Origin of the sequence: Qipengyuania sp. ASV99 (genome assembly GCF_047872805.1) — a bacterium.
In the GTDB taxonomy this organism is placed as follows: Bacteria; Pseudomonadota; Alphaproteobacteria; order Sphingomonadales; family Sphingomonadaceae; genus Erythrobacter.
In genome coordinates this window covers 97,741-123,917 of sequence record NZ_JBLQUK010000009.1, presented here as the reverse complement: position 1 = coordinate 123,917, position 26,177 = coordinate 97,741, and the positions used below count along the sequence as shown (strand labels likewise).

23 protein-coding genes are annotated in these 26,177 nt (G+C 61.3%); 14 read left to right on the top strand and 9 right to left on the bottom strand.

The annotated features are described in order from the left end of the window. Nucleotides 1-149 precede the first annotated feature (149 nt). Nucleotides 150-2,552, bottom strand: coding sequence for a DNA translocase FtsK (locus ACM64M_RS11420; RefSeq protein ID WP_416228816.1), 2,403 nt, complete (start codon nt 2,550-2,552; stop codon nt 150-152). 97 nt (nt 2,553-2,649) lie between these two features. Beyond that, nucleotides 2,650-3,186, bottom strand: coding sequence for a thiamine phosphate synthase (locus ACM64M_RS11415; RefSeq protein WP_416228815.1), 537 nt, complete (start codon nt 3,184-3,186; stop codon nt 2,650-2,652). Between the two features lie 22 nt (nt 3,187-3,208). Here ACM64M_RS11415 and ACM64M_RS11410 point away from each other — a divergent pair, with 22 nt between their 5' ends. Continuing rightward, nucleotides 3,209-3,874 carry a YggS family pyridoxal phosphate-dependent enzyme gene (locus tag ACM64M_RS11410; RefSeq protein ID WP_416228814.1) on the top strand — a complete coding sequence of 222 codons (666 nt, stop codon included), beginning with the start codon at nt 3,209-3,211 and terminating at the stop codon, nt 3,872-3,874. Next, nucleotides 3,867-4,322: a hypothetical protein gene (locus tag ACM64M_RS11405; RefSeq protein ID WP_416228813.1), complete on the top strand. Its 456-nt coding sequence runs from the start codon at nt 3,867-3,869 to the stop codon at nt 4,320-4,322. Before ACM64M_RS11410 ends, ACM64M_RS11405 begins: the two co-directional genes overlap by 8 nt. 54 nt (nt 4,323-4,376) lie before the next feature. Here the strand turns inward: ACM64M_RS11405 and ACM64M_RS11400 are convergent, their stop codons facing one another. The 3 genes from ACM64M_RS11400 to ACM64M_RS11390 all read right to left on the bottom strand — a co-directional run bounded on the left by ACM64M_RS11400 (nt 4,377) and on the right by ACM64M_RS11390 (nt 11,352). Beyond that, nucleotides 4,377-6,701 (bottom strand): TonB-dependent receptor, encoded by a 2,325-nt coding sequence (locus tag ACM64M_RS11400; protein ID WP_416228812.1) that lies wholly within the window; start codon nt 6,699-6,701, stop codon nt 4,377-4,379. A gap of 115 nt (nt 6,702-6,816) precedes the next feature. Further along, nucleotides 6,817-9,591, bottom strand: a complete 2,775-nt coding sequence (locus tag ACM64M_RS11395) for a [protein-PII] uridylyltransferase (RefSeq protein ID WP_416228811.1) — start codon at nt 9,589-9,591, stop codon at nt 6,817-6,819. Nucleotides 9,592-9,633: 42 nt separating this feature from the next. Continuing rightward, nucleotides 9,634-11,352, bottom strand: a complete 1,719-nt coding sequence (locus ACM64M_RS11390) for a class I adenylate-forming enzyme family protein (protein ID WP_416228810.1) — start codon at nt 11,350-11,352, stop codon at nt 9,634-9,636. Nucleotides 11,353-11,552: 200 nt separating this feature from the next. Here ACM64M_RS11390 and lgt point away from each other — a divergent pair, with 200 nt between their 5' ends. The 3 genes from lgt to ACM64M_RS11375 are packed head-to-tail and all read left to right on the top strand — an operon-like array spanning nt 11,553 to nt 14,768. After that, complete coding sequence (gene lgt, locus ACM64M_RS11385) at nt 11,553-12,467, top strand: prolipoprotein diacylglyceryl transferase (protein WP_416228809.1); 915 nt, start codon at nt 11,553-11,555, stop codon at nt 12,465-12,467. Between the two features lie 32 nt (nt 12,468-12,499). Then, nucleotides 12,500-14,278: a class I SAM-dependent methyltransferase gene (locus ACM64M_RS11380; protein ID WP_416228808.1), complete on the top strand. Its 1,779-nt coding sequence runs from the start codon at nt 12,500-12,502 to the stop codon at nt 14,276-14,278. 58 nt (nt 14,279-14,336) lie between these two features. Continuing rightward, nucleotides 14,337-14,768, top strand: a complete 432-nt coding sequence (locus ACM64M_RS11375) for a DUF2147 domain-containing protein (RefSeq protein ID WP_416228807.1) — start codon at nt 14,337-14,339, stop codon at nt 14,766-14,768. Nucleotides 14,769-14,867: 99 nt separating this feature from the next. Here ACM64M_RS11375 and ACM64M_RS11370 read toward each other — a convergent pair whose 3' ends face one another. From ACM64M_RS11370 to ACM64M_RS11360, 3 genes are all read right to left on the bottom strand, one after another. Further along, nucleotides 14,868-16,433, bottom strand: coding sequence for an ABC transporter permease/substrate-binding protein (locus tag ACM64M_RS11370; protein WP_416228806.1), 1,566 nt, complete (start codon nt 16,431-16,433; stop codon nt 14,868-14,870). Continuing rightward, nucleotides 16,430-17,218, bottom strand: a complete 789-nt coding sequence (locus tag ACM64M_RS11365) for an ATP-binding cassette domain-containing protein (protein ID WP_416228805.1) — start codon at nt 17,216-17,218, stop codon at nt 16,430-16,432. The genes ACM64M_RS11370 and ACM64M_RS11365 overlap by 4 nt, the downstream gene beginning before the upstream one ends. An 87-nt stretch (nt 17,219-17,305) precedes the next feature. Then, nucleotides 17,306-18,901, bottom strand: coding sequence for a sensor histidine kinase (locus tag ACM64M_RS11360; RefSeq protein WP_416228804.1), 1,596 nt, complete (start codon nt 18,899-18,901; stop codon nt 17,306-17,308). A gap of 191 nt (nt 18,902-19,092) precedes the next feature. On the opposite strand from ACM64M_RS11360, the gene ACM64M_RS11355 reads away from it, so the two are divergent. The 9 genes from ACM64M_RS11355 (at nt 19,093) to ACM64M_RS11315 (ending at nt 25,623) form a co-directional block, all read left to right on the top strand. Continuing rightward, nucleotides 19,093-20,259 (top strand): isovaleryl-CoA dehydrogenase, encoded by a 1,167-nt coding sequence (locus ACM64M_RS11355; RefSeq protein WP_416228803.1) that lies wholly within the window; start codon nt 19,093-19,095, stop codon nt 20,257-20,259. After that, a complete protein-coding gene (locus tag ACM64M_RS11350; RefSeq protein ID WP_416228802.1) occupies nt 20,256-20,687 on the top strand; it encodes a hypothetical protein in 432 nt (143 codons plus the stop codon). The genes ACM64M_RS11355 and ACM64M_RS11350 overlap by 4 nt, the downstream gene beginning before the upstream one ends. A gap of 1 nt (nt 20,688) precedes the next feature. Continuing rightward, nucleotides 20,689-21,057: a hypothetical protein gene (locus tag ACM64M_RS11345; RefSeq protein WP_416228801.1), complete on the top strand. Its 369-nt coding sequence runs from the start codon at nt 20,689-20,691 to the stop codon at nt 21,055-21,057. Between the two features lie 52 nt (nt 21,058-21,109). Further along, nucleotides 21,110-21,412, top strand: a complete 303-nt coding sequence (locus ACM64M_RS11340) for an alkylphosphonate utilization protein (protein ID WP_416228800.1) — start codon at nt 21,110-21,112, stop codon at nt 21,410-21,412. A 73-nt stretch (nt 21,413-21,485) separates the two neighbouring features. Then, nucleotides 21,486-21,911, top strand: coding sequence for an endonuclease domain-containing protein (locus ACM64M_RS11335; protein ID WP_416228799.1), 426 nt, complete (start codon nt 21,486-21,488; stop codon nt 21,909-21,911). Next, entirely contained in the window at nt 21,908-23,539 is a 1,632-nt protein-coding gene (locus ACM64M_RS11330) for a carboxyl transferase domain-containing protein (RefSeq protein WP_416228798.1), read from the top strand. Before ACM64M_RS11335 ends, ACM64M_RS11330 begins: the two co-directional genes overlap by 4 nt. 107 nt (nt 23,540-23,646) lie before the next feature. Further along, a complete protein-coding gene (locus tag ACM64M_RS11325; protein WP_416228797.1) occupies nt 23,647-24,183 on the top strand; it encodes a hypothetical protein in 537 nt (178 codons plus the stop codon). A gap of 73 nt (nt 24,184-24,256) precedes the next feature. Further along, nucleotides 24,257-24,886: a lysophospholipid acyltransferase family protein gene (locus ACM64M_RS11320; protein ID WP_416228796.1), complete on the top strand. Its 630-nt coding sequence runs from the start codon at nt 24,257-24,259 to the stop codon at nt 24,884-24,886. Nucleotides 24,887-24,984: 98 nt separating this feature from the next. Continuing rightward, nucleotides 24,985-25,623 carry a hypothetical protein gene (locus tag ACM64M_RS11315; protein ID WP_416228795.1) on the top strand — a complete coding sequence of 213 codons (639 nt, stop codon included), beginning with the start codon at nt 24,985-24,987 and terminating at the stop codon, nt 25,621-25,623. Here ACM64M_RS11315 and ACM64M_RS11310 read toward each other — a convergent pair. Beyond that, nucleotides 25,620-26,168 carry a nuclear transport factor 2 family protein gene (locus ACM64M_RS11310; RefSeq protein ID WP_416228794.1) on the bottom strand — a complete coding sequence of 183 codons (549 nt, stop codon included), beginning with the start codon at nt 26,166-26,168 and terminating at the stop codon, nt 25,620-25,622. The two genes, ACM64M_RS11315 and ACM64M_RS11310, sit on opposite strands and share 4 nt — an antisense overlap. Between the last annotated feature and the right edge of the window lie 9 nt (nt 26,169-26,177).

The following is a 26,177-nucleotide window of genomic DNA, read 5'->3' as shown; positions in this document are numbered from 1 at the left end:
CGGGGGGCGGGCGGGCGTCTACCTCGCCGGTTACTGTGGTGGGGTTTTTTGGGGGCGGGCGGCCGGGGGGCTGTAGTTGCGCCCCGGGGGGGGGGGGGGGGGGGGGGGGGCCCCCCCCCCCATTCGTTTCTACATCGACAAAGGGCTGCCTAGATAGGATTGCCGTCTGAATCGCGGAAAATCTCGCGCCGACCGACATGGTTTGCGGGGCCTACCAGCCCTTCGCCTTCCATCCGTTCGATCCATTTGGCGGCGGTGTTGTAGCCCACGCCCATTTGCCGCTGAAGCCATGATCCGCTGGCTTTCTGGTTCTCGATCACGATCTGGCAGGCTTGGCGATATTTGCGTTCTTCGGGATTGTCCGAAGCGGTTAGGTCGTCTTCGAAATTCAGACCCATCCCGTCTTCGGGCTCTTCGGTGACTGCATCGACATATTCCGGCGAGCCCTGTGCGCGCCAGAAATTGGCCACAGCTTCGACCTCATCATCAGAAACGAACGGGCAATGAACGCGCACTGTTGCGCCGGTGTTGGGTTTGTAGAGCATGTCGCCCTTGCCCAGCAATTGTTCCGCGCCCTGCTCGCCCAGGATCGTTCGGCTGTCGATGCGGCTGGTCACCTTGAAGCTGATCCGGGTCGGCAAGTTGGCTTTGATGACACCGGTGATGACATCGACGCTGGGTCGCTGTGTTGCCATGATCAGATGGATGCCCGCCGCGCGCGATTTTTGCGACAGTCGCTGGATCAGAACCTCTATCTCCTTGCCCACCGTTACCATCAGATCGGCCAGTTCATCGACGATCAGCACGATTTGCGGCAGCGGCGCGTAATCGAGCTGCTCTTCTTCATAGAGCTGCTCGCCAGTATCGGGGTCGAACCCGGTCTGCACGCGCCGCCCCAGTGGCTTGCCCTTGGCGATCGCGGCACTGACTTTTTCATTGAAACTGTTGATATTACGCGAATTGATGCTGCTCATCATCCGGTATCGACCCTCCATCTCCTCCACCGCCCATTTGAGCGCGCGCACGCTCTTGTGCGGTTCGGTAACCACGGGGGACAGCAGGTGCGGAATATCATCATAACTCGCCAGTTCGAGCACTTTCGGATCGATCAGGATCATCCGGCATTCTGCGGGCGTGAAATGATACAGCAGCGACAGGATGATGCAGTTGAGCCCGACCGACTTACCCGAACCGGTGGTCCCGGCAACCAGCAAGTGGGGCATGGCCGCGAGGTCTGCGATCATTGGTTCGCCAGCGATATCCTTGCCCAGAATGATCGGCAGATTGCCCTTCGCCTCGGCAAAGGCGGCGCAAGCGGCAAGTTCGCGCAGCATCACCATCTGGCGATCCTTGTTGGGCAGTTCGATCCCCATCACCGTGCGGCCCGGTATCGGCGACACGCGCGCGCTGATCGCGGACATGTTGCGCGCGATGTCTTCGGCCAGGCCAACGACGCGGCTGGCCTTTATCCCCGGCGCTGGTTCCAATTCATACATGGTCACCACAGGACCGGTGCGCACGGCGGTGATTTCGCCCTTCACATTGAAATCGTCGAGCACGTTTTCGAGCAGGCGTGCGTTGCGTTCCAATGCCAGCTTGTCGAGCTTCGGCGCGGTTTCCAACGGCGGATCGGCCAGCAGGTCGAGGCTCGGCAATTCATAGGCGGCAAACATGTCGCGTTGATTGGTCTTGGCCGGTTCGGCACGTCTGGGCGGGGCGGAAGGATCGCTGATTTCCGGGGCACGGCGCGGGGCCGGGTCGGCCGGCAGATCACCTGCGGGCTTCACCTGGCGGCGCGATTTTGTTGTTGGCGCTTCGATGCTGTCATCCCCGGCAAAGGCCGATTGCGGCCTGCGGGTCTTGCCAAAGGGCAGGCGTGACAGGATCGCTCCTCCAACGGCTCCGTCCCCGGCAAAGTTGGGCAATGTCAAAAGCATACGCCAATCAATCGCAAACACTCGCGTTAGCAGCGCGGTGCCGCCAGCCAGACACGTCAGCGCCGCGCCCAGTATGATCCACCCCGATGCACCGCCTCCAAAACGCGTGGCAAGCGCTTCAATAGCGCTTGCACCGAGCAGGCCTGACACCCCGCCAAGCTGCGCGGGCAGGGTCCCACCGGTCCGATCAAAAGTCAGCGACAGCACGGTGCCGAGCAACACGATTGCAATCAGCAGCAAACCTGTCGGCAGCCACCAGCTTGCCCCCTCCGACCCTCCATCCGCGCCGTCGAGCTCTACCGCGCGCCACAATTTGCGCGCCGAAATATACAGCAGGGGGAGCAGCAACGCTCCCGGCACTCCAAAAGCGAACAGCACCCGGTCGGCAGCGAAGGCTCCCCAGCGCCCCATCCAGTTGCTCACCTCTCCCGCCGCTGCGGCGGTCGATGGGCTGGGGTCGGTCTGCGTGTAACTCGCCAAGGCCAGCGCCAGGAATATTGTCACAAGCAGCAGCACTCCGGCGCCGGTCATCTGCGCGGCGCGGCGGAGGCTGCGGCGCAGGCCAATGCGCCAATCTGCGGTATTGTTGCGGTTGGTCATCGCACGGCTAGCCATTGCGGCGCTCCTTTGTGAGAACACATCATGAATCCTCGTAGGCTTTGGGTCAAACCTTTTCCTGACTCTTCGCGGTCAATGGCGGTCATTGCGGGGGTCATGCCGACAGCCCGTCTATCGCTGCCCAGCGCGGCCAATGCAGGTCGCGCGCCCGCTCCGCATTCATGCCTCCGAGTGCAATGACCGGGCTTTCCGCGCGCGCCGCCAATTCGCGGAACAAGGCGATGCCCAGACAGCCCTTACCTGGGTGCGAGCGGGTGGGGAATACGGGCGACAGAAACATGGCGTCGACCCCGGCGCGGTTGGCAAGCGCGATTTCGTCCGCATCGTGCACCGCCGCCAGTCGCAACAAACCGTTGCGCTTTCCCAGCTTGCCCGGCGGACCGTAAATGCCGTCTGCCCCCCATTCGATTGCCAGATCGGCATCGCCGGAAAGGATTACGCGGTGATCGTGGTCACGCGCAATCGCAGCCAGCGCGTCAAACCGTCTGCGTCGGGCCTTGGGATGACAATGATAATGCCGGAACACAAAGCCGCTACTGGCTGGCAATCTGGCCAGCGCCCGTTCCAGCGCGCCATCATTGCGCGCATCAGAAATCAGCCAGAGCGCAGGGAGAGGCTTTGCAACGGTCACGCGATCACTATAGCGCGGCCCCATGGAAAGTGCAGCCACCCGTCTCGCCGAAATCGAAGCCAATGTCGCGCGCATGTGCAAGCCCGCGCGGCGACAGCCCGCCGACGTGACCCTGATCGCGGTCAGCAAGACGCATCCGGCAGAACGGATTTTACCCCTGCTGGACGCTGGACACCGCGTATTTGGCGAAAACCGGGTGCAGGAAGCGCAGGACAAATGGCCCGCGCTGCGCGACAAGTTCCCCGATACCGAATTGCACCTCATCGGCCAGCTGCAATCGAACAAGGCTGATGATGCCGTGGCCATGTTCGACGCAATTCACTCGCTTGACCGGTTAAGCCTGCTCAACGCGCTGGCCAAAGCGATGGACAAGGCCGGGCGGCGCGTGCCGTGTTTCGTGCAGGTCAATATTGGCGAGGAGGATCAGAAAGGTGGCTGCTCGATTGCGGGCCTTCCCGCATTTCTGGCGCGGGTGCGCAGCGCGGATATTCCGCTCGCCGGCCTGATGTGCCTGCCGCCCGCCGATACCGAGCCTGCGCCCTTTTTTGCATTTCTCGCCAAGCTGGCGCGCGACAATGGGACCGAGGGGCTGAGCATGGGAATGAGCGGCGATTATGAAACCGCCGTGCAATTGGGCGCCACGCACATCCGGGTCGGTTCGGCGCTGTTTGGCGCGCGCGGTGGATGAAGCCTTTCGCCAGTTTGCCGCCCGCTGGCTCCCTCTATTGAACAATGGCGCGCGCGCGCAGTTTCATCACCGCATTGGCCCGATCATGCCTGCACCCCACAGCGAAATTGCCGATGGTTTTATCGGCGGGCTTGGGTTTGCAAAGATCGGTTTCAACTGGGAATTGCTCGATGCCTTACCCGGAGCCGATGGCCCGCGTTCGGCATGGGCGCAGATGGAGCAAGCCTTGGCCGGTGACATTGCCAATCCGGCGAGGCCATGGCTTGCGCAAGCGGACGCGGCGGCCTGCGCGCGCGACTTCATCGCGCTGTTCGATCCCGAACGGCGGACGCTGGTTGCAAATCGCTATGACGGATTGTGGAATCCGATAGCGGGCGCTGCCGTCGAATGGGCCTTTGTCGGATTTGACGACAAGGCCATCGCGCTGCTGCTGATTACCGACACATAAAAAGGGGCGCTCCGTTTCCGAAGCGCCCCCCTCTTTCACTTTGGTGCCGCGTTCCTAGAACTCGAACAGCGCCTCGACACCGACTTGACGGCCCTTTGACAGCGGCGAGAATGTGCCCGCTGCAGGCGCGGCATCAAACGGACGGTTCACGCCGTTTGACAGCGGCCCGCCGAATGGAACCTGCGTGTCCCCGCCGACCTGCACTTCGTCAAACAGATTGCGGCCATAGACCGAGAACGAAAGGCCCTCCATCGGCGTATTCCAGGTGATGTTGGCTTCGAGGTTCGAGATGTCCTGCACATAGCCGAAATTGTTGTCGGTATAGGCAAATTCATCGCGGTACTGATAATTCACCCGTGTCAGAATCTCGCTGTCACCGATGAACAATTCGTGGATGAAGCCGACACCCCAGGTCACTTCGGGAACGCGCGGCAGGCGCAGGTCAAGGTCAGCCTGATCGATCACACCATCGCCCGAAATGTCGAACAGGATGGCATCATATTCATCGTTGATGAGGCCGAGATTGGCGGTCACGATGAGGCTGTCCGAAAGCCGCATACGCGCCTCAGCTTCGAACCCGGTGATGGTCGCATCCGCGGTGTTGAAGATCGACTGCGCGACCCCCGATGCGGCGGAGGACTGGTTGATCTCGCGCTGCATGTTCTTGACCTCGGTGATATAGGCAGCAAGGTTAAGCGTCAGCGATCCGTCTGCTGTCTGGAATTTGCCGCCAATTTCGTAATTGTCGACCCGCTCCTCGTCAAAGGAGAAGCTGCCGCCCGGCGCCAGCGCAATCGCTTCGAAGGCGTTGGCGTTGGTGATGCGGAAATTGTAACCGCCCGAACGATAGCCGCGCGTCCAGTGCGCATAGACCTGACTGTCTGCGAATTCATATTGCAGGCCCAGTTTGGGCGAAACATTGCGGAACCGCACGCTGTCGGTGAAGCCGTTGTTTTCCGGAAGTCCGAACCCGTTGGTGCCGGTGGTCGGGCAGGTGCCCTGAACCACCGAACATTCCGGGCGGGGGCGGACATAGGTGATCGCCGCGTCCTTGGTTTCCTGGCTCCAGCGTATCCCACCGATAACCGAAAGCGCATCGGTCAATTGAAACTGACCGCTGGCGAACAGGCCGATCACTTCGTGGTCTTGCTGACCACCGCCATAGAATGTCAGCGGCGTCGAAGGCGGAATATCGCGCACTTCGGTGTAGGCAATCGACTGATCGAAATAGAATGCGCCGACGGTCAGGTCGAAATTGTCGGTCGAGACTGCATAGCGCAGTTCGTTCGAAATCTGGTCCTGTTCGGTTTCAGTGCCTGAATGGAACAGAAACAGCGCGGTCGCATCGATATCCGCATCAGTGGTCGCCTGATAATCACGATAGCCAAGGATGTTGGTCAGCGTGCCCGGCCCGATATCCCATTCTGCAGTAAGCGAGGCGTTGATCGTTTCATTGGTGTAAAAACCGCGATTGTCGATTGCGAAATCAAAGCTTTCGCGTGAGAAAAAGCCACGGTTCTGGCCAGCAGGACCATCGCCCTCGCTGTCGAAATAGTCGATTTTCCCGGTCAGCGTGAGATCGCCGGCCCGCACTTCGAGCGCACCGCGAAGGATATAGGTTTCCGCCGCGCCGTGGTTTGAACCGTCGAACGAATTGGTGAAATAGCCATCGTCATTGTTGTAATAGGCACCGAGTTTGAACAGCAGCACGTCTTCGACAATCGGGCCGGAGATAACGCCGCTGGCGGTGTAATTTGCGCCGCCGCGTCCGCCATCAATCGGGCCGTCCACTGCCGCGCGGAATTTGCCGCGAAACTCTTCGGTCGGATTGCCGGTGTTGATGAGCACCGCGCCGCCGGTCACATTGCGGCCGAACAACACGCCCTGCGGCCCGCGCAGGATTTCCACGCTTTCAAGGTCGAACAGGTCGAACACGACCCCGCCATTGGTGCCAAGATAGACGCCATCGACAAACACGCCGACGGTCGGATCGATCGAGGGGATCGAGGAATTGATGCCGAGGCCGCGGATAGAGAAGTTGGCTTGACCACGGGTGGTGCCAATCTGATCGAGCGAGACGTTGGGAGCTTGAAATGACAGACCCTGAATGTCGCGGACCTTGAGCGCTTCGAGGGTGCCGGAATTGAACGCGGTGATCGCAAGCGCCACATCCTGAACGTCTTCGGGGTCCTGTGTCTTGGTGCCGGTGACGATGATGTTGCCAATTGTATCGAGCGTGCTGGTGCGCGCTTCTTGGACCGGGGCGTTGGCGGCGGTTTGATCGGAATCGGTGGTTTGCGCCTGTGCTGCAAAGGGGGCGGCGGCGCAGGTGCACAGAAGAACCGCGGCAACGCGCCGCGCGGGGGTAAGGATAGTCATTCAATTTGTCTCCCAAACTTGAAGGCCCCCGCCAATAAAGATGAGTCACGCAAATGCAACCTATTCGGGGGCGCGCTGGTCGAGTTAGGTCCGCGCTTGGTCTTGCGGCGCCGCGTCAGGCCTCTTCATGCTCGCGTTGTCGTTTGTCGCTTGCCGCCGCGAGCAGGGCAGCCTCAATCTCGGCCAGACGGGTGGGCGCGGTCACTTTGCTGCCGGTGAGATCGGTGACATAGAACGTGTCCGCCGCGCTCTCGCCGTAAGCGGTGATATGCGCCGACTGGACAATCAGGTTTGCCTTATACAGCGCATGCGCGAGCCGGTTCAGCAAGGCCGGGCGGTCGCGCGCGGTCACTTCGATAACGGTGAAATGGTTGGAGGCGGTGTTGTCGAAATTGACCCCTGGCGCGACCGCAAAAGCCTTGGCCCGCGAATGGGCAAGCGGGCGGGCGGCGAGTTTGGGTACCAGTTCGACCTTCGCCAGCAGCGCGTCAGCAATGCCCTGTTTAAGCCGCGCGATCTGGCTATCTTCGCGCAAGGGTTTGTCATGCAGATCCTGCACCAGGAAATTGTCCACCGCATAACCGTTCATCGCGGTGTGGATGCGGGCGTCGATGATGTTCGCGCCCGCCAGATGGATGCCCCCTGCAATGCGGTAAAACAGGCCCGGGTGATCGGCGGCAATGACGCTGACCAGCGTCGCACCGCGTTCCTCATCAATCTCGCAATGGATTGAGAGATTCTCTTCGATCCGCCGTGCCAGTTCGTACTGGATCAGGTTCTTGGCGATGATGTCGTCAGGCTCGGCGATCCAATATGCATCGCCAAGCAATTCGCCGACTTCACCGACGAGATGGGATTTGTCGCCCAGCATTTGCGCCACCGCGCTTTTCTTCGCTGCGACCCGCGCAGCGCGGCCTTTGCGTTTGTGGCCAAGCCGCAGGAGTTCCTGCGCTGCATCATAGAGCTCGCCCAGCAACTGCCCCTTCCAGCTGTTCCAGGTGCCGGGTCCGACCGCGCGAATATCGACCGCGGTCAGAATGGCGAGATTGCGCAACCGGTCCAGCGTGCGCACTTCGGCGACGAAATCCTCGATTGTCTTGGGATCAGTAAGGTCGCGTTTCTGCGCGGTTGAGCTCATCAACAGATGTTGCAACACCAGCCACTGCACGAGCTGAGTTTCCTTTTCATCCAGCCCAAAGCGCGGGCACAGCCGCCGCGCCACATCTGCGCCCAGCACCGAGTGATCGCCGCCGCGACCCTTGGCAATATCGTGGAGCAGCACCGCGACATACAGTGCGCGGCGCGAGGCCACTTTGTGGATCTGCGTGGTTGCGCGCGGATGGTCATCAGGCAGCAGCCCGCGTTCGATCTGGCTCAGCAGGCCGATGGCGCGGATCGTGTGTTCATCGACCGTGTAATGGTGATACATGTCGAATTGCATCTGCGCATTGACCCGGCCAAAATCGGGCACAAACCGGCCGAACACGCCCGCTTCATTCATCCAGCGCAGCGCGGTTTCGGGGTCTTTGCGCCCGCCCAGCAGATCAAGGAACAAAGCGTTGGCGCGCGCGTCCTTGCGCACCGATTTGTCGATCAGTTTGGCATCGCGGTCGGCCTGACGCATCGTTTCCGGATGGATTTCGAGGCCCTCTGCCTCTGCCAGTTGGAACAGTTCGATCAATCGCACCGGATCATCGGCAAACCAGCGGTCGCGCGGTGCCTTGATCCGGCCGCCCTCGACCACATAGCCCTTGATGTAGCGGGGTTTGGCGGTCCAACCGGCGAAAAAGCCGCTGCGCGCGCGTTTGCGCGCATATTCTTCGTCCAGATGCGCCAGGAACACGCCGGTCAGGCTGCCGACCCGTTTCACCTGCATGAAGTAATATTGCATGAAGCGTTCGACCGCGCTTTTGCCGGGGCGGTCGGCAAAATTCATGCGGCTGGCGACCTGCCGTTGAAGGTCGAAGGTCAACCGGTCCTCGGCGCGCCCGGTCAACACGTGCATATGCGTGCGCACCGCCAGCAAAAATCCTTCGGCCCGGCGAAAACTGCGATACTCGCTGCTGGTCAGCAGGCAGACATCGACCAAGTCAGCCGCGCTGCCGACCCGGTGCATATATTTGCCGATCCAGTAGAGCGTCTGGAGATCGCGCAGGGCCCCTTTGCCGTCCTTGACATTGGGTTCAACGACATAGCGGCTGTCGCCCATCCGTTTGTGCCGCTGATTGCGCTCTTCGAGTTTTTGGGTGAGGAAATTGCGCTCGCTGCCGCGCACGACCTCATTCCAGAAACGCTGGCGCACCTCCTCATAAACCTCGGAATCGCCCCATATGCGTCGCCCTTCGAGCAGGGCGGTGCGGATCGTCAAATCTTCTTTTGCCATGCGCATCGTGTCGGCCACGCTGCGGCTGGAATGCCCCACTTTCAGACCCAGATCCCACAGCAGATAAAGCATCGCCTCGATCACCTGTTCGCACCATGGGGAACGTTTCATCGGGGTGATAAAGGCGATGTCGACGTCTGAATGCGGGGCCATTTCCGCGCGGCCATATCCGCCCACCGCCAACACGGCGAGCCGTTCGGCGGTGGTGCGATTGCCGGCTGGATAGACGTTCTCTGTGACATGGTCGTGGATCACCCGGACCAGCTGATCGGTTAGAAACGCATATCCCAGAGTGATTTCATGACCGGCCGACGGGTTTTGCGACAGCCGCTTTTCCAGCTCCGTCCGCCCTTTCTCAAGCGCCGCTTGCAAGGCCTTCAGGATCGGCACGCGGGCCTTGTCGCCATGGTCACCCACCAGCGCTGCAATCGTTTCCATCAACGCGCGCCGGTCAAGGATCGCGCGCTGGCGGGGGACGCGGAGACTGGGCTGGCTCCAGTCGGTCATGATGTCCCCCTTACTTCGATTGCGATGCAGTGCGGCAGCGGATCAGGCCGCTGCAAGCTGCTTTGTGTAGGCTTCGCGCAGGGATTTCTTGTCGATTTTCTGAGTGCCAAGGCGCGGCAATGTCTCCGTGGTGACCCAGATATGTTCAACCAGCGGAACCTTGAACGGCGCGATCCGCGACAGCAGGAATTCCCGCAACTGATCCGGTGCCATTGCGCCGCGATCATCCTTCACCCGGATCAGCGCCGCGGGCACTTCGCCCATACGTTCGTCCGGCAAGCCAAAGACCGAACATTCGGCAATGTCATCATGCGCGTAGATCGCGTCTTCGACCTCAATGCAGGAAATGTTCTCCCCGCCGCGAATGATGATGTCTTTCTTGCGGTCGACGATGAAGAGATAGTCGTCTTCGTCAAGATAACCGAGATCGCCCGTGCGAAAGAAGCGGTCGGCAGTAAAGGCCTTTTGCGTCGCTTCTTCATTGTTCCAATATCCGCGGAAATTGGCGATGGTGCGGATGCAAACTTCGCCCACCTTGCCTTGCGCCAGATGGTTGCCGTCATCATCCAGAATGGCGATTTCGACCAGCGGCTTTGATGCCTTGCCGGTCGATCCGGGTTTGGCGATGTAATTCTCGTTGAAATTGCCGCATCCCACTGCGTTGGTTTCAGTTAGGCCATAACCAAGCAGCGGGAATCCGCCGGGGAAAGCTTCCTTGATCTTGGTCACATGTTCAAGCGGGCGCGGCGCTCCGCCGGCGGCAAAGCTTTTGCACGATGACAGGTCGAATGTGCTGCGATCAGGATGGGTCGCCAGTTCATAACTCATCAGCGGGACGCCAACGAAATAGGTGACTTTTTCCTGATCCATCAGCCGCAAGGCTTCGCGCGCATCCCATTTGGGCATCAACACCAACTTACGCGCGATCGCGAAGCATTGCAGGAACAGTGGCACCTCGCCGGTCACATGGAACAGCGGCACCGCGACCAGCGCGCAGGGCTGCGCGCTGACATCCTGTCCCTGGCTCGCCAACAGCAGTTTGGCCATCGCGCTTTGGGCGACGTAATTCATGACGCCAGAGACAACGCCGAGGTGATCGGAATAGGCGCCCTTTGACTGACCGGTCGAACCCGAAGTGTAGAGGATGGTCGCCAGATCATCGGGCCCAAGCCGGCCCAGCAACTGCATCGCGGCGGAGCCCATCTGATCGGCGGGCGCGGCCCAGACCTCGGCCAGCCCTTCGGCAGGCGCGGTGTGATCGATCATCACCAGCTTGGCGGAATGCTCTGTTCCTTCGAGCCGTTTTGCCCGGCCTTCGTCGGCGAGCACCAGCTTGCATTCGGCGAGCCGGATCCCATAGGCCAGTTCATCACCGGACCAGAAACCATTCAGCAAGGTCACGCATCCGCCCGCCATCACAATGCCCATATAGGCGATCATCCAATTGGCCGAATTGCGCGCTGCAATTCCTATTCTATCGCCCTTGGCCACGCCGTGGCGGGTCACCAGACCTTCAGCCACACAAACCGCCGCAGCGTAAGTTTCGCCAAAGGTCAGCCGGACATCGCCATCGACGATAAAGGGCGTGTCCTTATGTTCGTTGCAGAAATGCGCGAAATAATGCGCCAGCGTCGGCGGAGCGGCGGTAAAGGCGGGCATGGCAACGCCGCCCTGATCGATCTGTGTCGTATGAAAGGGCTGACCCGGCTGAGTCAGCTGCGCCATGATTGCTTCCAGTGCAGTGTCCAGCTGAGTGGGCATGCGGTTCTCTCTCCTTCAATGCACCCCTTTTGGGGCGTTTTGCAATCGGTGCAACCGCGCGGGCTGCCGCATCGTGAATTGCACCGTTCTTAAATGTCCGGGCCATTTGCGAGGCTTCCCCCGAAGTCCCCGCTGTGCCAGAAGCCGGGTCCGGTGACGCGCGCCGTCAGGCTTGTCACGTTTACTAAGAGGTTCCTGCCGTGCTGTCACTACTTGCCGCAAGCAGCGGCGTTGTTGATCCGATATATTGGTCCGATCTCGGGCTGAGGCCCTATTTGTTCGATATTGGCGGGTTTCAGCTGAGGTATTATTCGCTGGCCTATCTGATTGGTGTGGTGTTTGCCTATTGGCACCTGTCCCGGATGCTTAAATCGCCCGGCGCACCGATGGCTCAGCGGCATGCGGATGATCTGTTTTTCTATTGCACGCTTGGCGTGATCCTTGGCGGACGGCTGGGTTATGCGGCGTTTTACACCGGCGGCGACACCGGCATCCCCAGCGCCTTCACCGATTTTTCGGGTGACGGTTTTGTCAGCTGGAAATTGCTGCGGCTGTGGGATGGTGGGATGAGCTTTCACGGCGGTTTGCTGGGCGTTCTGGCGGCGATCGGCTGGGTTTCGCTACGCGACAAACTGTCGTTCCTGCGGGTCTGCGATTACATTGCGGTCAATGTGCCAATGGGCATGTTGCTGGGGCGGCTGGCCAATTTCAACAATGGCGAATTGTGGGGCCGTGCCACTGATGTCCCATGGGGTATGGTGTTCCCTGATGCGCGGGCGGGTGAGATCGTGCGTCACCCCAGCCAGCTGTATCAGGCGGGGCTCGAAGGGCTCGCGCTGCTGGTCATACTGATGCTGTTGTTCTGGAAAACGCGGGCGCGCTACCGTCCCGGTCTGCTGGTGGGCATTTTCACGCTGGGCATGGGTATCGCGCGATTTGTTAACGAATTTTTCCGCGAACCTGACGCACAATTGGCTGACTTTGCGGCACGAACCGGACTATCAATGGGCCAATGGCTAACAATACCGCTGATATTGACTGGATTGATTGTCACGATTTACGCCGTGACCAGGAAACCCTCGGGGACCGGCACCGCGGCGTCGCCAGCGGCCTAGGAATCATAACACTGCGGGTGCCGCGGCCTTGCGTGCTGCACCTGATTGAGGCGGACGGGACCGAGACAGAAATTCCGCTCGATGGTGAAGTCCGGCAGGCGTCCGCAAGGTCGATGGCCGATGCCGCCGCGACGGCTGCTGCCAAAGCCGAGGCTGAAGAGCAGGCGCGGATTGAGGCTGCGGCAGCACAAGCCGCGAAGGCTCAAGCCAAGCGCGAGGCCGAGGCTGAAGCCAAGGCTCAGGCAGAGGCCAAAGCGGCGGAGGACGCGAAGGCCAAGGCAAGAGCCCAGGCCAAGGAACAGGCCGAGGCCAAGGCAAGAGAACTCGCCCGATTGGAAGCCGCAGCCGCTGCGGAGGCAGAGGCTCAGGCCAAGGCTGCCGCCGCAGCGCGAGCGCGAAAGGCAGCCGAAGCGAAAGCCCGACAGGAAGCCGAAGCCAAGGCCAAGGCAGCGGCAGAAGCAAAGCTAAAGGCAGAGGCTGAAGCCAAAGCGAAGGAGGCGGCCAAAGCAGCAAAAGCCAAGTTTGAGGCTGAAAAGAAGGCCGAGGCTGAAGCCAAAGCAAAAGTTGAGGCCGAAAAAAAGGCCAAGGCCGAAGCCGAAGCGCAAGCCAAGGCAAAAGCGAAGGCAGAAGCAGAAGCGGCAGCCAAAGCTCAGGCGCAGGCAGAAGCAAAGACCAAGGCCGAAGCCGACAAAAAGGCAAAGCAGGAAACCGAGGCCAAAGCCAAAGCGGATGCGGAAAAGAAAGCCAAGGCCGCCGCCGCGCTGGCCGCCAGAGATCTTGGCAAGACTTTCCGCCGCCTGATCCGCGAAACCGGTCCCATCAGCCTCGCGCATTACATGGCAGAGAGCAACGCGCGCTATTACACCAGCCGCGATCCGCTGGGTGAAGAGGGCGATTTCATCACTGCTCCCGAAGTCAGCCAGATGTTCGGCGAATTGATCGGCCTGTGGTTTGCCGATCTGTGGGTGCGCATGGGCGCGCGCAAACGCATCCATTACGTCGAGCTGGGTCCAGGGCGCGGGACGCTCACCAGCGATGCCTTGAGCACTGCGGCAAGGTATGAATTTGCGCCCCAGATCCACTTTGTCGAAACCTCTGAGGCGCTGCGCGCAATTCAGCGCGAGAAGTTCCCCGATGCGGTCCACCATGATGACCTGTCGACCCTGCCCGACGATGCCCCTTTGCTGATTGTCGCCAATGAATTCTTCGATGCGCTGCCAATCCATCAACTCGTCCGCTCGGCTGACGGGTGGCACGAACGCATGATCGGGCTGGAAGGCAACGATCTGGCGTTCGTCGCCGGAACCGCACCGATGGATTCGATCGTCCCCAAAAGCTGGAAAAGCGCATCGCAAGGCACGATGATCGAAACCAGCGCGGCGGCCAGCGCGGTGATGGGCGAGATTGCACAGCGGCTGAAAAATCAGGGCGGCGCGGCGCTTATTATTGATTACGGTTCATTCGAACTGCGCGCCGGATCGACGCTGCAAGCGCTCCGCGCGCATCAGAAAGTCGATGTTCTAAGCCATCCGGGCGAGGCCGACCTGACGGCGCATGTCGATTTTGAGCTGCTGAAAGACGTCGCGGAGAAAAACGGTGCGGATGTGATGGGTCTGCAAATGCAGGGCGAATGGCTGCGGCAAATGGGAATCGACGTCCGCTATGAGGCGTTGCAGCGCAAGAATCCCAAAGAGGTCGACACACTCAAACGGCAATATGATCGGCTGGTGCAGGACAATCAGATGGGCGCGTTGTTCAAGGTGCTGGGCATTTGCGGGCGGCGCTGGCCGATTGGCGTCGGGTTTGATTGATTGGTGGTGTCGCACAGGGCGATTGGCATGTAATCTGAACCGCAAACGGGAGAATCACATGATCGCACGCATTGCCACGGGACTTGCCGCCATGCTGACGGCGGTGACGATGATTGCCACTCCTGCCAATGCGGCAGAGGCGATTACCGGCCGCTGGATCACTGCAGAGCGCGACGCAATCGTTGAAATCAGACCTTGCGGCAATGCCACTTGCGGCACGATTGCGCGGTTTCTGGTGCCGCCGCCCGATGGCGCGGATCAACGCGACATCTACAATCCCGATCCCAATCTCAAGACGCGGCGGCTGCTCGGCCTGCCGATCCTGACCCAGTTCCGCGAAGAGTCGGATTTGTGGCGCGGGCGGATATACGATCCCAAGACCGGCAAAAGCTACCGCTCGGTCATCCGGCGAACGAGCGCCAATACGATCGAGGTGCGCGGCTGTATTGGCCCGTTTTGCCAGTCACAGGTGTGGCGCCGGTCGCGGTAATGATTGCGCCCGCAAGCGCCGGGCGCGGGCCATCCGGCTCGCCCCGCTTGCGCGCCAAAAGGCGCGGCGGCCCGTTGGCCTTGCGGACCGATCATTTCATCAAAGGCCTATATTCTCCGCCAGCTGCGCCGCTGCATCGGCTGGGCTGAGCTTGCCTTGTCCTTCGCGGTCAACGGCGAAATTCGCCTCGCGCATGGCCTCGACCGAAATCGCCCCGATCAACGGCTGAAGCGCGCGGGCAATGCCTTCGTCATCGGCAATGCGCGGGGACAGCATCAGCATGGCGTCGTAGCTGGGCAGCGCTCCGCGCGGATCCTCCAGCACCACCAGCCGGTCCGCCGCGATCCGGCCATCTGACGTATAGGCGCTGATCACATCAGCCTCCCCCGAACGCAGCGCGTTATACATGAAAGTCGGCGCAAAATTGCGGGTTTGGCCAAACTGCATACCATAGGCGTCGCGCACCGAAATCCACTCGGGCCGTTCAAAAAACTCGGGATCGCCGCCAACAGTCAAGCGCGGGGCAACCGGGACGAGGTCTGCGAGCGTGGCAACCCCCAATTCCGCCGCCCGGTCCTCGCGCATGGCAAAGGCATAGGCGTTTTCGAACCCCAGCCGCCCCAGCACACGCACGCCGGTGTTGACGCGCTCCCATTCCGCGATGGTTTCATACATGACATCGCGGCCCGGATTGTCGCTGCGATCCAGTTCATTGGTCCAGATCGTGCCAGTGTAATCAACCGAGATGTCGATAGCCGACGATGCCACCGCGCTATGCACCACCGCCGATCCCAGGCCGTCACGATACTCGACCTCATAACCCGCTGCCTTAAGCTGCGCACCGATCAACTGTGCAAGGATATATTGTTCGGAAAACTGCTTTGAAGCGATAACGATGGGGCCGGGGTCACCGTCTCTGCGCTCCTTCCCAAAGACCGCGTCGCCATACTGGAACAAGAGCGCCGCGCAGATGCCGAGCGCGACCGCCACAATGCCGCCGCCATATTGCCAGCGCGAGCGCCGGGCGAGGCCGCGTTCGATCACCCACAGCAGATTGTCCGCCGCCAGCGCCAGACCTGCACTGGCAAAGCACCCGGCAAGCACCAGTGCCCAATTCTGCGTTTGCAGCCCGGCAAAGATCGGATCGCCAAGGCTCGGCTGACCGATGGTCGTCGCCAGCGTGGCCGCGCCGATGGTCCACACGCTGGCGGTGCGGATCCCTGCCATGATAAACGGCGCTGAGAGCGGCGCTTCGACCAGCACGAGTTTCTGCCATTTCGTCATTCCGACCCCGTCGGCGGCTTCGAGCACACCGGGATCGAGGTTGGCCTGCGCGGTGACCGCGTTCCTGAGGATCGGCAGCAGAGCATACAGCGCTAGCGCGAGCAGCGCCGGCAGAAAGCCAAGCGTTGGCAGGCCTTCGCCGAACACCGCCCTAAGCGACAACAGGATCGGGAAAAACAGCGCCAGCAGCGCCAGCGCCGGGATCGTCTGCACCAGACTGGCAAAGCCCAGCACGACCCGCCCGACCACCGGTGAACGGCTGGCCCACACGGCGAGCGGCAGAGCGACCGCAATCCCTAGTCCAATGGCAGCCGCCGAAAGCACAACATGCGCGGCAAGTTTGTCTCCCAGCCCGATCAGGATGTCGCCGAACCCGTTCATGCCCGGCCCGCTTCCATCGCCGCAAGCCGTTCCGCTTGCTGACGCGGGACCGCGACCAGCCCTTGCGCGATGGCACCACCTTCCCCCGCGAGCAGCCCCCGCGGCGTGCTATCGGCAACCAGCGCGCCCGCATCCATCACCAGCACCCGGTCTGCCAGCAGCAGCGCCTCTGCCATGTCATGCGTCACCATGATTGTGGAAAGGCCGAGCTTTTCGTGCAACTCGCGCACCTTTTCGCCCAATGCATTGCGGGTAATCGGGTCCAGCGCGCCAAACGGTTCGTCCATGATCAGCAATTCGGGATCACCCGCCAGCGCCCGCGCCACGCCGACCCTCTGCCGCTGACCGCCCGACAGTTCGTCGGGCATACGGGTGGCCATCTCCGGGTCCAGTTCGACCAGATTCAGCAGTTCCGCGATCCGTTCGCGCGCCAGTTTCTCCCCGGCGAGACGCGGGCCGATGGCAATGTTCTCGCCGACGCTGAAATGCGGAAACAGACCGATGCCCTGAAACACATAGCCGACCCGGCGGCGCAATTGCGATTGTTTGAGCGTGGTTACATCCTCACCGCCGAACAGCACCCGCCCGCCGCTGGGGGTGACCAGAGTGTTGACCATTTTGAGCAAGGTCGATTTGCCCGAACCCGATGATCCCACCAGCGCGACAAAGCTGCGCGCGGCAATCGCGCAGGTGACCCCGCCGACTGCCACCACGTCGCCATAAATGCGCTCAGCGGCTTCAAAATTCAGCACGGTGCTGGCGGCAGTTTCATTTGGTGTTGGCAAGGTAATCGGATCAGCCCCTCGGACTTATGCCTAGATTGCTAACGGGGCTGCGCCAAGTGCGCATGCAGGAACGATCAGGTCCGCTGCTCACCGTTCCAGCCGCTCTGCCGGAACAATGATCTCGCTCACCAGTCCATCACTCTGCCAATCCTGAGAAATGGTGCCGCCAAGCTGATTTTCGACCGCCAGCCTCATCAGCCGCGATCCAAAGCCCACTTCCTGCGGGGCGGTAGCAGCGGGACCGCCAGTTTCGCGCCAAATGATCCGCACATTCTGTTCTTCGCGGCGAATGTCGATGAAGAGCCTGCCTTGCGCCACGCTTAGCGCGCCATATTTGGCCGAGTTCGTCGCCAGTTCATGGAACACCAGCGCCAGCGGCGTCGCCGAACGCGGGCCAGTGGCAACCTCGGCTCCGCTGATGGCTATCGCGCTTTTGCCAGGCACTCCGTAAGGGGCCATCAGCACTTCCAGCAAGTCCTTCAGGGTCTGTTGGTCATGCCCGCCAGCCTGCCCTCCGGCTCGCCTCCCCGCTCGCCCTCCTGCCCGTAAGGCAAATTCCTGCGCCCGCGACAGTGCTCTGATATTTTCAGAAAGCGTGTCGGCGAAATCTTTCAGCGCCGGATCGCCGCGCGCATGCAAGGTCACCAACCCCGTGACAACCGCAAAGATGTTCTTGATCCGGTGCACCAACTCCCCTGCCAGCAATTCGCGTTCTTCCGCGATCATGTGCCGGTCATGAATATCGGTCAGCGTCCCGAACCAGCGGGCTGTCTGCGGATCATCGCTGGAAGGCACGGCGCGTGAAATCACCCAGCGATAACTGCCATCGGCCTGCTTCAATCGCCATTCATCGTCAAAGAACGTTGCCGTGCTCATCGCCTGCCGCAATTTTACCAGCGAGGCTTCGAAATCATCCGGGTGGATCACGTCGCGCCAGTCATCGATGCTTTGGCGCGGCGGCAATCCTGTGACTTCGGTAAATCGCGCGTTGAAATAGTCGAATTTCGGCCCGGCGGCAGCGGACCAGGCGATATCGGGAACGCTGTTGAGCATGAATTGCAGCTGCTCAGCGCTCTTCTTGAGCTCCATACCCGCTGCGTTGGCCTCGCGGTGCGAGTGCAGGCGGCGCATGACAGCCTCTGCCAGAACCATCAATCCTTCGCGTTGGAGCGTTGAAAGCGGAGCGCTGCGCGGCGCGGTGTCGGTCACACACAAGGCCCCCAGCGGCGCCCCTTCGGCAGAGATCAGCGGCGCGCCCGCGTAATAGCGCAGACCGGCTGCCCCGCGCACCAATTCGAAATTGGCAAAGCGCGCATCGCCGGACGCATCGAGCACCTCCAGCAGATCGGACCCCAGCATGGTGTGCGCGCATAGGCTGGTGGTGCGCGGCGTTTCATCCTGCGTCAGGCCAGCGCCCGCGATAAAGCGCTGGCTTTCGGCTTCGACCAGGCTGACTGCGGCGCTGCTGGCATTGCACAATTGCGCGGCAAAGCGAGTGATGCGGGCAAGCTCCGCATCACCCGAAAGCGCGCCTGCATCAAAGCTGGCGAGCACTCGAAGCCGCTTATCCTCACCGCAGAATTCCTCAGCGGGAGCCTTTCCCGGCGGCCATAAGGCGGGTTCTGTTACGCTCAGCTTGTCGCTCCTGCCTGATTGGGCGAGTGCTTTTGGGGATGTGTTCATCCTTCGATCCCCCTTGGCCCCATCAACCTTTGCCAGCAACATTGCCCGGTATCAACATCGCTCAGGTGCAAGCCTTTCGGGCTGTTGTAACATTGGCGTTCTGCGACCGGATTGCTAAGGCGAAAGGCAGAGCCTTGATTGCAATCGGAGCCAAAGCCCTTTCGGCTCCGTTTCGACAGCGAAAGATACCGATGCGAGCAACCCCCGATTTCGATTTCCACCTTGGCGAAGCCGCCGAGATGATCCGCGACACCACCGCGCGCTTTGCCGACGAGCAGATCGCGCCCTTGGCCGAACGCACCGACCGCGAAGACCGCTTCCCGCGCGAGCTGTGGGAGCCGATGGGCGCATTGGGCCTGCATGGCATCACGGTCGAAGAGGAATGGGGCGGGCTGGGGCTCGGCTATCTCGAACATGTGATCGCGGTCGAGGAAGTCAGCCGGGCCAGCGCTTCTGTGGGCCTGTCCTACGGCGCGCATTCAAACCTCTGCCTCAACCAGATCCGTCGCTGGGGGGATGATGAGCAAAAGGCGAAGTATCTCCCCAAGCTGATCAGCGGCGAGCATGTCGGCAGCCTCGCCATGTCGGAAGCGGGCGCGGGGTCGGACGTGGTCTCGATGAAGCTGAAGGCCGAGGCGGTTCAGGGCGGATACGTCCTCAACGGCACCAAGTTCTGGATCACCAACGCGCCCGAAGCCGATACGCTGGTGGTCTATGCCAAGACCGACGGACACGCCGGATCGCGGGGGATTACCGCCTTCCTGATCGAGAAGGGCGACGAGGGCTTTGCCATCGGCCAGAAGATTTCGAAGGTCGGCATGAAGGGCTCGCCCACCGCCGAGCTGGTGTTTTCGGACTGCTTCATACCCGAAGACCGCATCATGGGCCCGCTCAACGGCGGCGTCGGCGTGCTGATGAGCGGGCTGGATTACGAGCGCGTGGTGCTCGCCGGGTTGCAGCTCGGCATCATGCAGGCGTGCCTTGACACAGTGATCCCCTATCTGCGCGAGCGCAAGCAGTTCGGCAAAGCCATCGGGAGCTTCCAGCTGATGCAGGCCAAGGTCGCCGACATGTATGTCGCTCTGCAATCCGCGCGCGCCTACACCTATGCGGTCGCCAAGGCGTGCGACGCCGGGCAGACGACGCGCTTCGATGCGGCGGGGGTGATCCTGCTGGCGTCCGAGAACGCCTTCAAGGTCGCGGCGGAAAGCGTGCAGGCGCTGGGCGGCGCGGGCTACACCACCGACTGGCCGGTTGAGCGGTATATGCGGGATGCGAAGTTGCTCGACATCGGCGCGGGGACGAACGAGATCAGGCGGATGCTGATCGGGCGCGAGTTGATCGGGGCTGCCGGTTGAGCGGTTTCCATTCGACCTTGCTGCTCGGCGGCAGGCCGATCGATCCAGTCGCGCTTCGTGAGGCGATTGACGCCGGGTCATGCCGGGAATTGCAGCCGGGCGATTACGGCACGCTCCAATTTGCAGACGATGGCGGTGAGCGCCGCACGCTGATGGTCGAGGCCGCTGGCGCGTACGGCTTTTCGCTGGCCTTTGATATTTACAGCCAGCAGCAGCCAATGGCGAATTCCATGTGGTATTCGCAAGGCAGGGAGCAGGCGGAGGGCTGGCTGGAAAGCGATGCAGGAGCGACCGTCCCGGCAAGTAGCCTTGTCAGCGGAGAAGAAGCCTTGCGGGCAATCGCCGAATTCCTGAATTGCCCGGTGGTTGCCCCCGCCAGTCTAGCATGGACTGACAGCAACAATCTCGAATGGCCAGAAGATTTCTGAGATGCCCACCATCGCCCGGATCATCTGGACTGTCGGGTTTCTGATCGGGACGATCACGCATTCGCTCGATCTCTATCACGGCGGCTGGCTGCCCTATGATTTCCGTCCGCTGCCGTGGAACATCTACTGGACCAGTCTGACGTTCCTCGATCCGCTCGCCGCCGTGCTGATCTGGGTGCGAGAGCGGTGGGGCGTGTGGCTGGGCGTCGCCATCATGGCGTCCAATGTGCTGGTGAACGGCTACACCGCCTTTATCGCGGGTTATGAGGAATTCTATTTCAGCCTTGCCCTGCAAAGCGTCTTTGCCGCGTTTGTGTTTTTCACCGCATGGGAGCATTGGCGGGGCAAGAAGAGGCAAGAGAAACAATGACTGCACCCGTTCTTTCGATTGAGCCCGATGCGAGGCTGACTGGAGCCGCACGATGAGCGACGAAGATTACGTCTATGACGAAGCATCGGGCGAATGGATGCCCGCCAGCGAATTCGCCGCGCGGCAGGCAGCAGAAGACATCGTCGAAGTCCGCGACGCGGTCGGCAATCTGCTGGCCGATGGCGATGCGGTGACGCTGATCAAGGATCTCGAGGTCAAAGGTGCGGGACAGACGCTGAAGCAGGGCACCCTCATCAAGTCGATCCGCCTGACCGGCGACGCGCAGGAGATCGACTGCAAATATCCCGGCATCAAGGGGCTGGTGCTGCGGGCCGAGTTTGTGCGCAAACGGTGAGGGAACGCGCGGCCTCGATCCTCCCCCAGCGGGGGAGGGGGACCACCCGCAGGGTGGTGGAGGGGCACGCGCCATGATCAATGGCCCCCGCGACACAGTCAAACGCGCCCGCAAATTGCGCGGCGAGATGTCGCTGCCGGAAGCCGTACTCTGGCACGAATTGCGCAAGCGCCCCGGCGGCCACAAGTTCCGGCGGCAGCACCCGGCGGGGGACTATGTGCTCGATTTCTATTGCGCCAAGGCGCGGCTCGATATCGAGGTTGACGGCTGGGCGCATGACAATGCGACGGTCGCGGAGCGGGATCGCGCGCGATCGGCGTGGCTGCGTTCACAGGGGATTGCCACCACGCGCATCCCGGCGCAGCGGGTGCTTGAGAATTTGGAGTCAGTGGTGAGGCGAATTGTCGTGATTTGTGATGAACGGATTGAGCAACTTGGGGTGCCCCTCCACCGTCCGGCGGACGGTCCCCCTCCCCGTGCCGGGGAGGATTGCGCGTGACCGCCCCCACCCTCACCACCAAACTCGACCGCGAAAGCCCCGAGGCAAAGGCCCGATACGCACATAATCACGCGCTGGCGCAGCAGCTTCGTGCCGCTGTCGCCGAAGCCGCGCTGGGCGGGCCGGAGAAGCATCGCGAGCGGCATGTCTCGCGCGGGAAGCTGCTGCCGCGAGAAAGGGTGGAGCGGCTGCTCGATCCGGGTTCGCCCTTCCTCGAAATCGGCCAGCTCGCCGCCAACGGCATGTACGAAGGCGACGTCAATGGCGCTTCGCTGATCTGCGGGGTGGGGCGCGTGTCGGGTCGCCAGTGCATGATCGTATGCAATGATGCGACCGTGAAGGGCGGCACCTATTACCCGATGACGGTCAAAAAGCATCTGCGCGCGCAGGAGATCGCGCAGGAAAACCGCCTGCCGTGCATCTACCTCGTCGACAGCGGCGGAGCGAACCTGCCGCATCAGGCCGAGGTGTTTCCGGACCGCGATCACTTCGGGCGGATCTTCTTCAATCAGGCCAATATGTCCGCGCTCGGCATCCCGCAGATCGCCTGCGTGATGGGGAGCTGCACCGCGGGCGGTGCCTATGTGCCCGCCATGTCGGACGAGAGCGTGATCGTGCGCAATCAGGGTACGATTTTTCTGGCTGGGCCCCCGTTGGTGAAGGCCGCGACGGGCGAGGAGATCAGCGCCGAGGACCTCGGCGGCGGTGACTTGCACGCCAAGAAGTCGGGCGTGGTCGATCACTTGGCAGAGAACGACGAGCATGCCCTCACCATCGTGCGTGATATCGTCTCGCACCTCGGCTCTCCGTGCGCCCCCGCGCAGGCGGGGGCCTTGCTCGGCAAGGAGACCCCCGCCTTCGCGGGGGTTCGCAGTCCGAAATACGACGCGGATGATCTCTATGCCCTCATCCCCGATGATGTGCGCGCGCCCTATGACGTCAAGGAAGTGATCGCGCGGCTGGTCGACGGCAGCGAGTTTCACGAGTTCAAGGCGCATTACGGCAGCACGCTGGTGTGCGGGTTCGCGCATATCTGGGGGATGCCGGTCGCGATCCTAGCCAACAATGGCGTGCTGTTTTCGGAGAGCGCGCAGAAGGGCGCGCATTTCATCGAACTGGCGTGCCAGCGCCGCATCCCGCTGTTGTTCCTCCAGAACATCTCGGGCTTCATGGTCGGCGGGAAATATGAGGCGGAGGGCATCGCCAAACACGGCGCAAAGCTCGTCACCGCAGTCGCCACCGCGACCGTGCCCAAGGTGACCGTGGTGATCGGCGGTAGCTTTGGCGCGGGCAATTACGGCATGTGCGGGCGGGCGTACTCGCCGCGCTTCCTGTTCACCTGGCCCAATGCGCGCATCTCGGTGATGGGCGGGGAGCAGGCCGCGAGCGTGCTGGCCACCGTCCACCGCGACGCGGACAGCTGGACGCCGGAGCAGGCCGAGGCCTTCAAGGCCCCGATCCGCCAGAAATACGAGGACGAAGGCAACCCCTATTACGCCACCGCCCGCCTGTGGGACGATGGCGTGGTGGACCCGGTGCAGACCCGCGACGTGCTGGGGCTTGCGCTTGCGGCGTGTCTTGAGGCGCCGATTGCGGAACGGCCTGCGTTTGGGGTTTTCCGGATGTGATGTATCGAGCCCCCAGCCCCCCAATCTTTTTCGAACTCGCAGGCATCGGGGTCGCGCTCGACTATTCATTTTTTGCGGGCGCAGGACCGGATCGGCTTTCCCGGCTCTTGGCCATCGATGCGCACTTGTCGGGGGCCGAGAGCCCGCGCGAATGGCACCTGCCTGCCGATGCGGTTGCAGCCTTGCAATCGCTCAACCAATGCAATCTCACGCGCGAGGCCTTTCTGGGCGAATGGTGCGATCCGCGCGATCTGATGCTAATCAAGCGCGGATCAGGCGAGGTCGAAGGTCTTGGGCAGGTCAGCGACATCCGTTACGACAAGCTTGGGGAGGCCCCGTTCCGGAGCTGGGGTGGAGCCACACCCGATTGCGAGGAGCCCGGTCAATATGCCTATGCCTTTTCATGCCCGCCCTACAGTCTGGAGGGGCCGTCGGCCAAGATACAGCGGCTGTTCAAGGCATCGACAGAACTGCTTCTTGGCCGGGGTGAACGGATTGAGATCTTCGACTGGAGCCGCGGCGACCTGACCAGGGTTCATCCTCTGTTCGAGGCGGGAATGGAATGGTGGGGCGTGTTCCTCTTCACGATCTTCAAGCTCGATGACCATAGCATGTTCGTGATCTCCGGTTCAACGACCGACTGAAACCCTCACACTTTCCCTTGCGTAACTCCTCCCATTGCGGGCAGACACGCAGGTAAGAGAGGGGCCAAAAACATTGAAACACAACGAAACCCGCACGCCCACGCTGCTGTCGCGGTTGGTGAAGCGGATCATCCTGTTCCTGTACAAATGGAAGGGCTGGAAAATCGATGGTGGTTTGCCCAAGCATCTCAAGAAATATGTGATCGCTGGTGCGCCGCACACTTCGAATTGGGATTTCGTGTTCTTTGCAGGGGCCACGCATGAGGAGCGCGTGCAGCCCAATTTCATGGGCAAGCACACTTTGTTTCAGGGCATGATGCGCAACTTCATGCTCGACATGGGCGGCATCCCGGTTGACCGCACGAGAAAGGCCAACACGGTCGAGCAGATGAAGGCCGAATTTGAGCGGCGCGAAGAACTCGCTCTCGTGATCGCCTGCGAAGGCACGCGCAAGTCGGACGGCAAGTGGAAATCGGGATTTTACAACATCGCGCAGGCGGCAGGCGTGCCGATCGTTCCGGCCTATGCCGATAATGAACGGATGATTATCGGCTTTGGTGAACCGCTGTTCCCGACCGGCAATTACGGCGAGGATTTGCTCAAACTCGCCGAATGGTTCCGCGCAAAGCTGCCCGATTACGAGCGCTTCAAGGTGCTGGAGGCGCAGGCCAAGGCCATTATTGAAGGCCGCACCGATATCTGAGCCTTGCGCTATTGCGCCGCACAAATTTTGCAAGATATGTCTTTAAGCCGCTCGATCCGGACCCTATCTATGGGCGAATTGTAGAGGGCAGGCAGACCATGGCATTGAGCGAAGAAGCACGGCAGGCCGAGCGCGAACGGGTTGCGCGACTGGTGCTCGATCTCGTCAAAGAGCGCGGCACCGAAATTTCCCATGCCGTTGCGCTGACCGAAAGCGGATTGTCGCGCAGCCGGTTTGAACAGCTGTTTCCTGACTATGACGATCTGTTCGATGCAGTGGCGGCGATCTGGTTCACTCCGCATATGGAAGTGATGGAGCAAGTGCTGGGCACCGATCTTCCGCCCACCCGCAAGATGTATGAATTCTTCAGGCGGCGTTTCGTCATTTCGTATGATCGTTTTCGCGGTGATCCGGAAAACTTTGCATTGCTGTGCGAAATGGGCGCGGCCAATTTCGAAAGGGTACGATCCTACGTTGATCTGGCCGACCATTACCTGTGCGAAATCATTGTTGAGGCGCAGGCCGACGGGTTCTTCGCCGGGCTTGAGATTGACGAGGCGCTGTCGCTGATCAATCAGATGGTGTCGAATTACACGCTTCCCGATGCGCTGATATATCTTGGGGACAAGCTGTCCGAGGATAAGCTGGCGCGGATCGTCGACACGATCTTCATCGGACTGTCTGGCGAAACCGGCAGTCAGGCGCGCGGGGTCAACACGATTCGGGTGGCTTCCTAAAGCGCCTTTGCCCACCACGCACAGGATGGATCATCGGGTGCGCGTGATCCTCGCCGTGCCAGCGTATCGTAAAGCCCGCCCACCTCGTTCATGGTCGCAGGCCCCTGACGGTTCCAATCCATGACATACAGCCGTTCGGCAATGCGCCATTTGCCCGTGCGCTTTTCCAACGTGTCGAGATAGCGCCCGCCAACCACCATTTCGATCTCGCCCGAACCCCCGCTTGGTTCATTTCCGGGCAGGATGTGGAGTGCCACGCAATAGGTTTCGGCGCGGGCGCGCTGACCCGCAATTTCGCAAATGACATTGCCGATATTGTGCTGGGTCAGGCGCATCGCGCTGAGGCCCGCCATCAGGCCAGTGATGGTTTCATCCCGCGGCTTTGGCCCGTCGCCGTAATCGATCCGCGCATCTTTGGTGAACACCCGCGCCAATTCGTCGGGGTCGCAGCGGTCTATCCCCCGGCAATAGCGCGCGAACACTTCGTCAATCGCCAGCCGGTCGGCGAGCCGCCGCATATCCAATTCGGATAAGGGTTCAACCATAGTGCATCT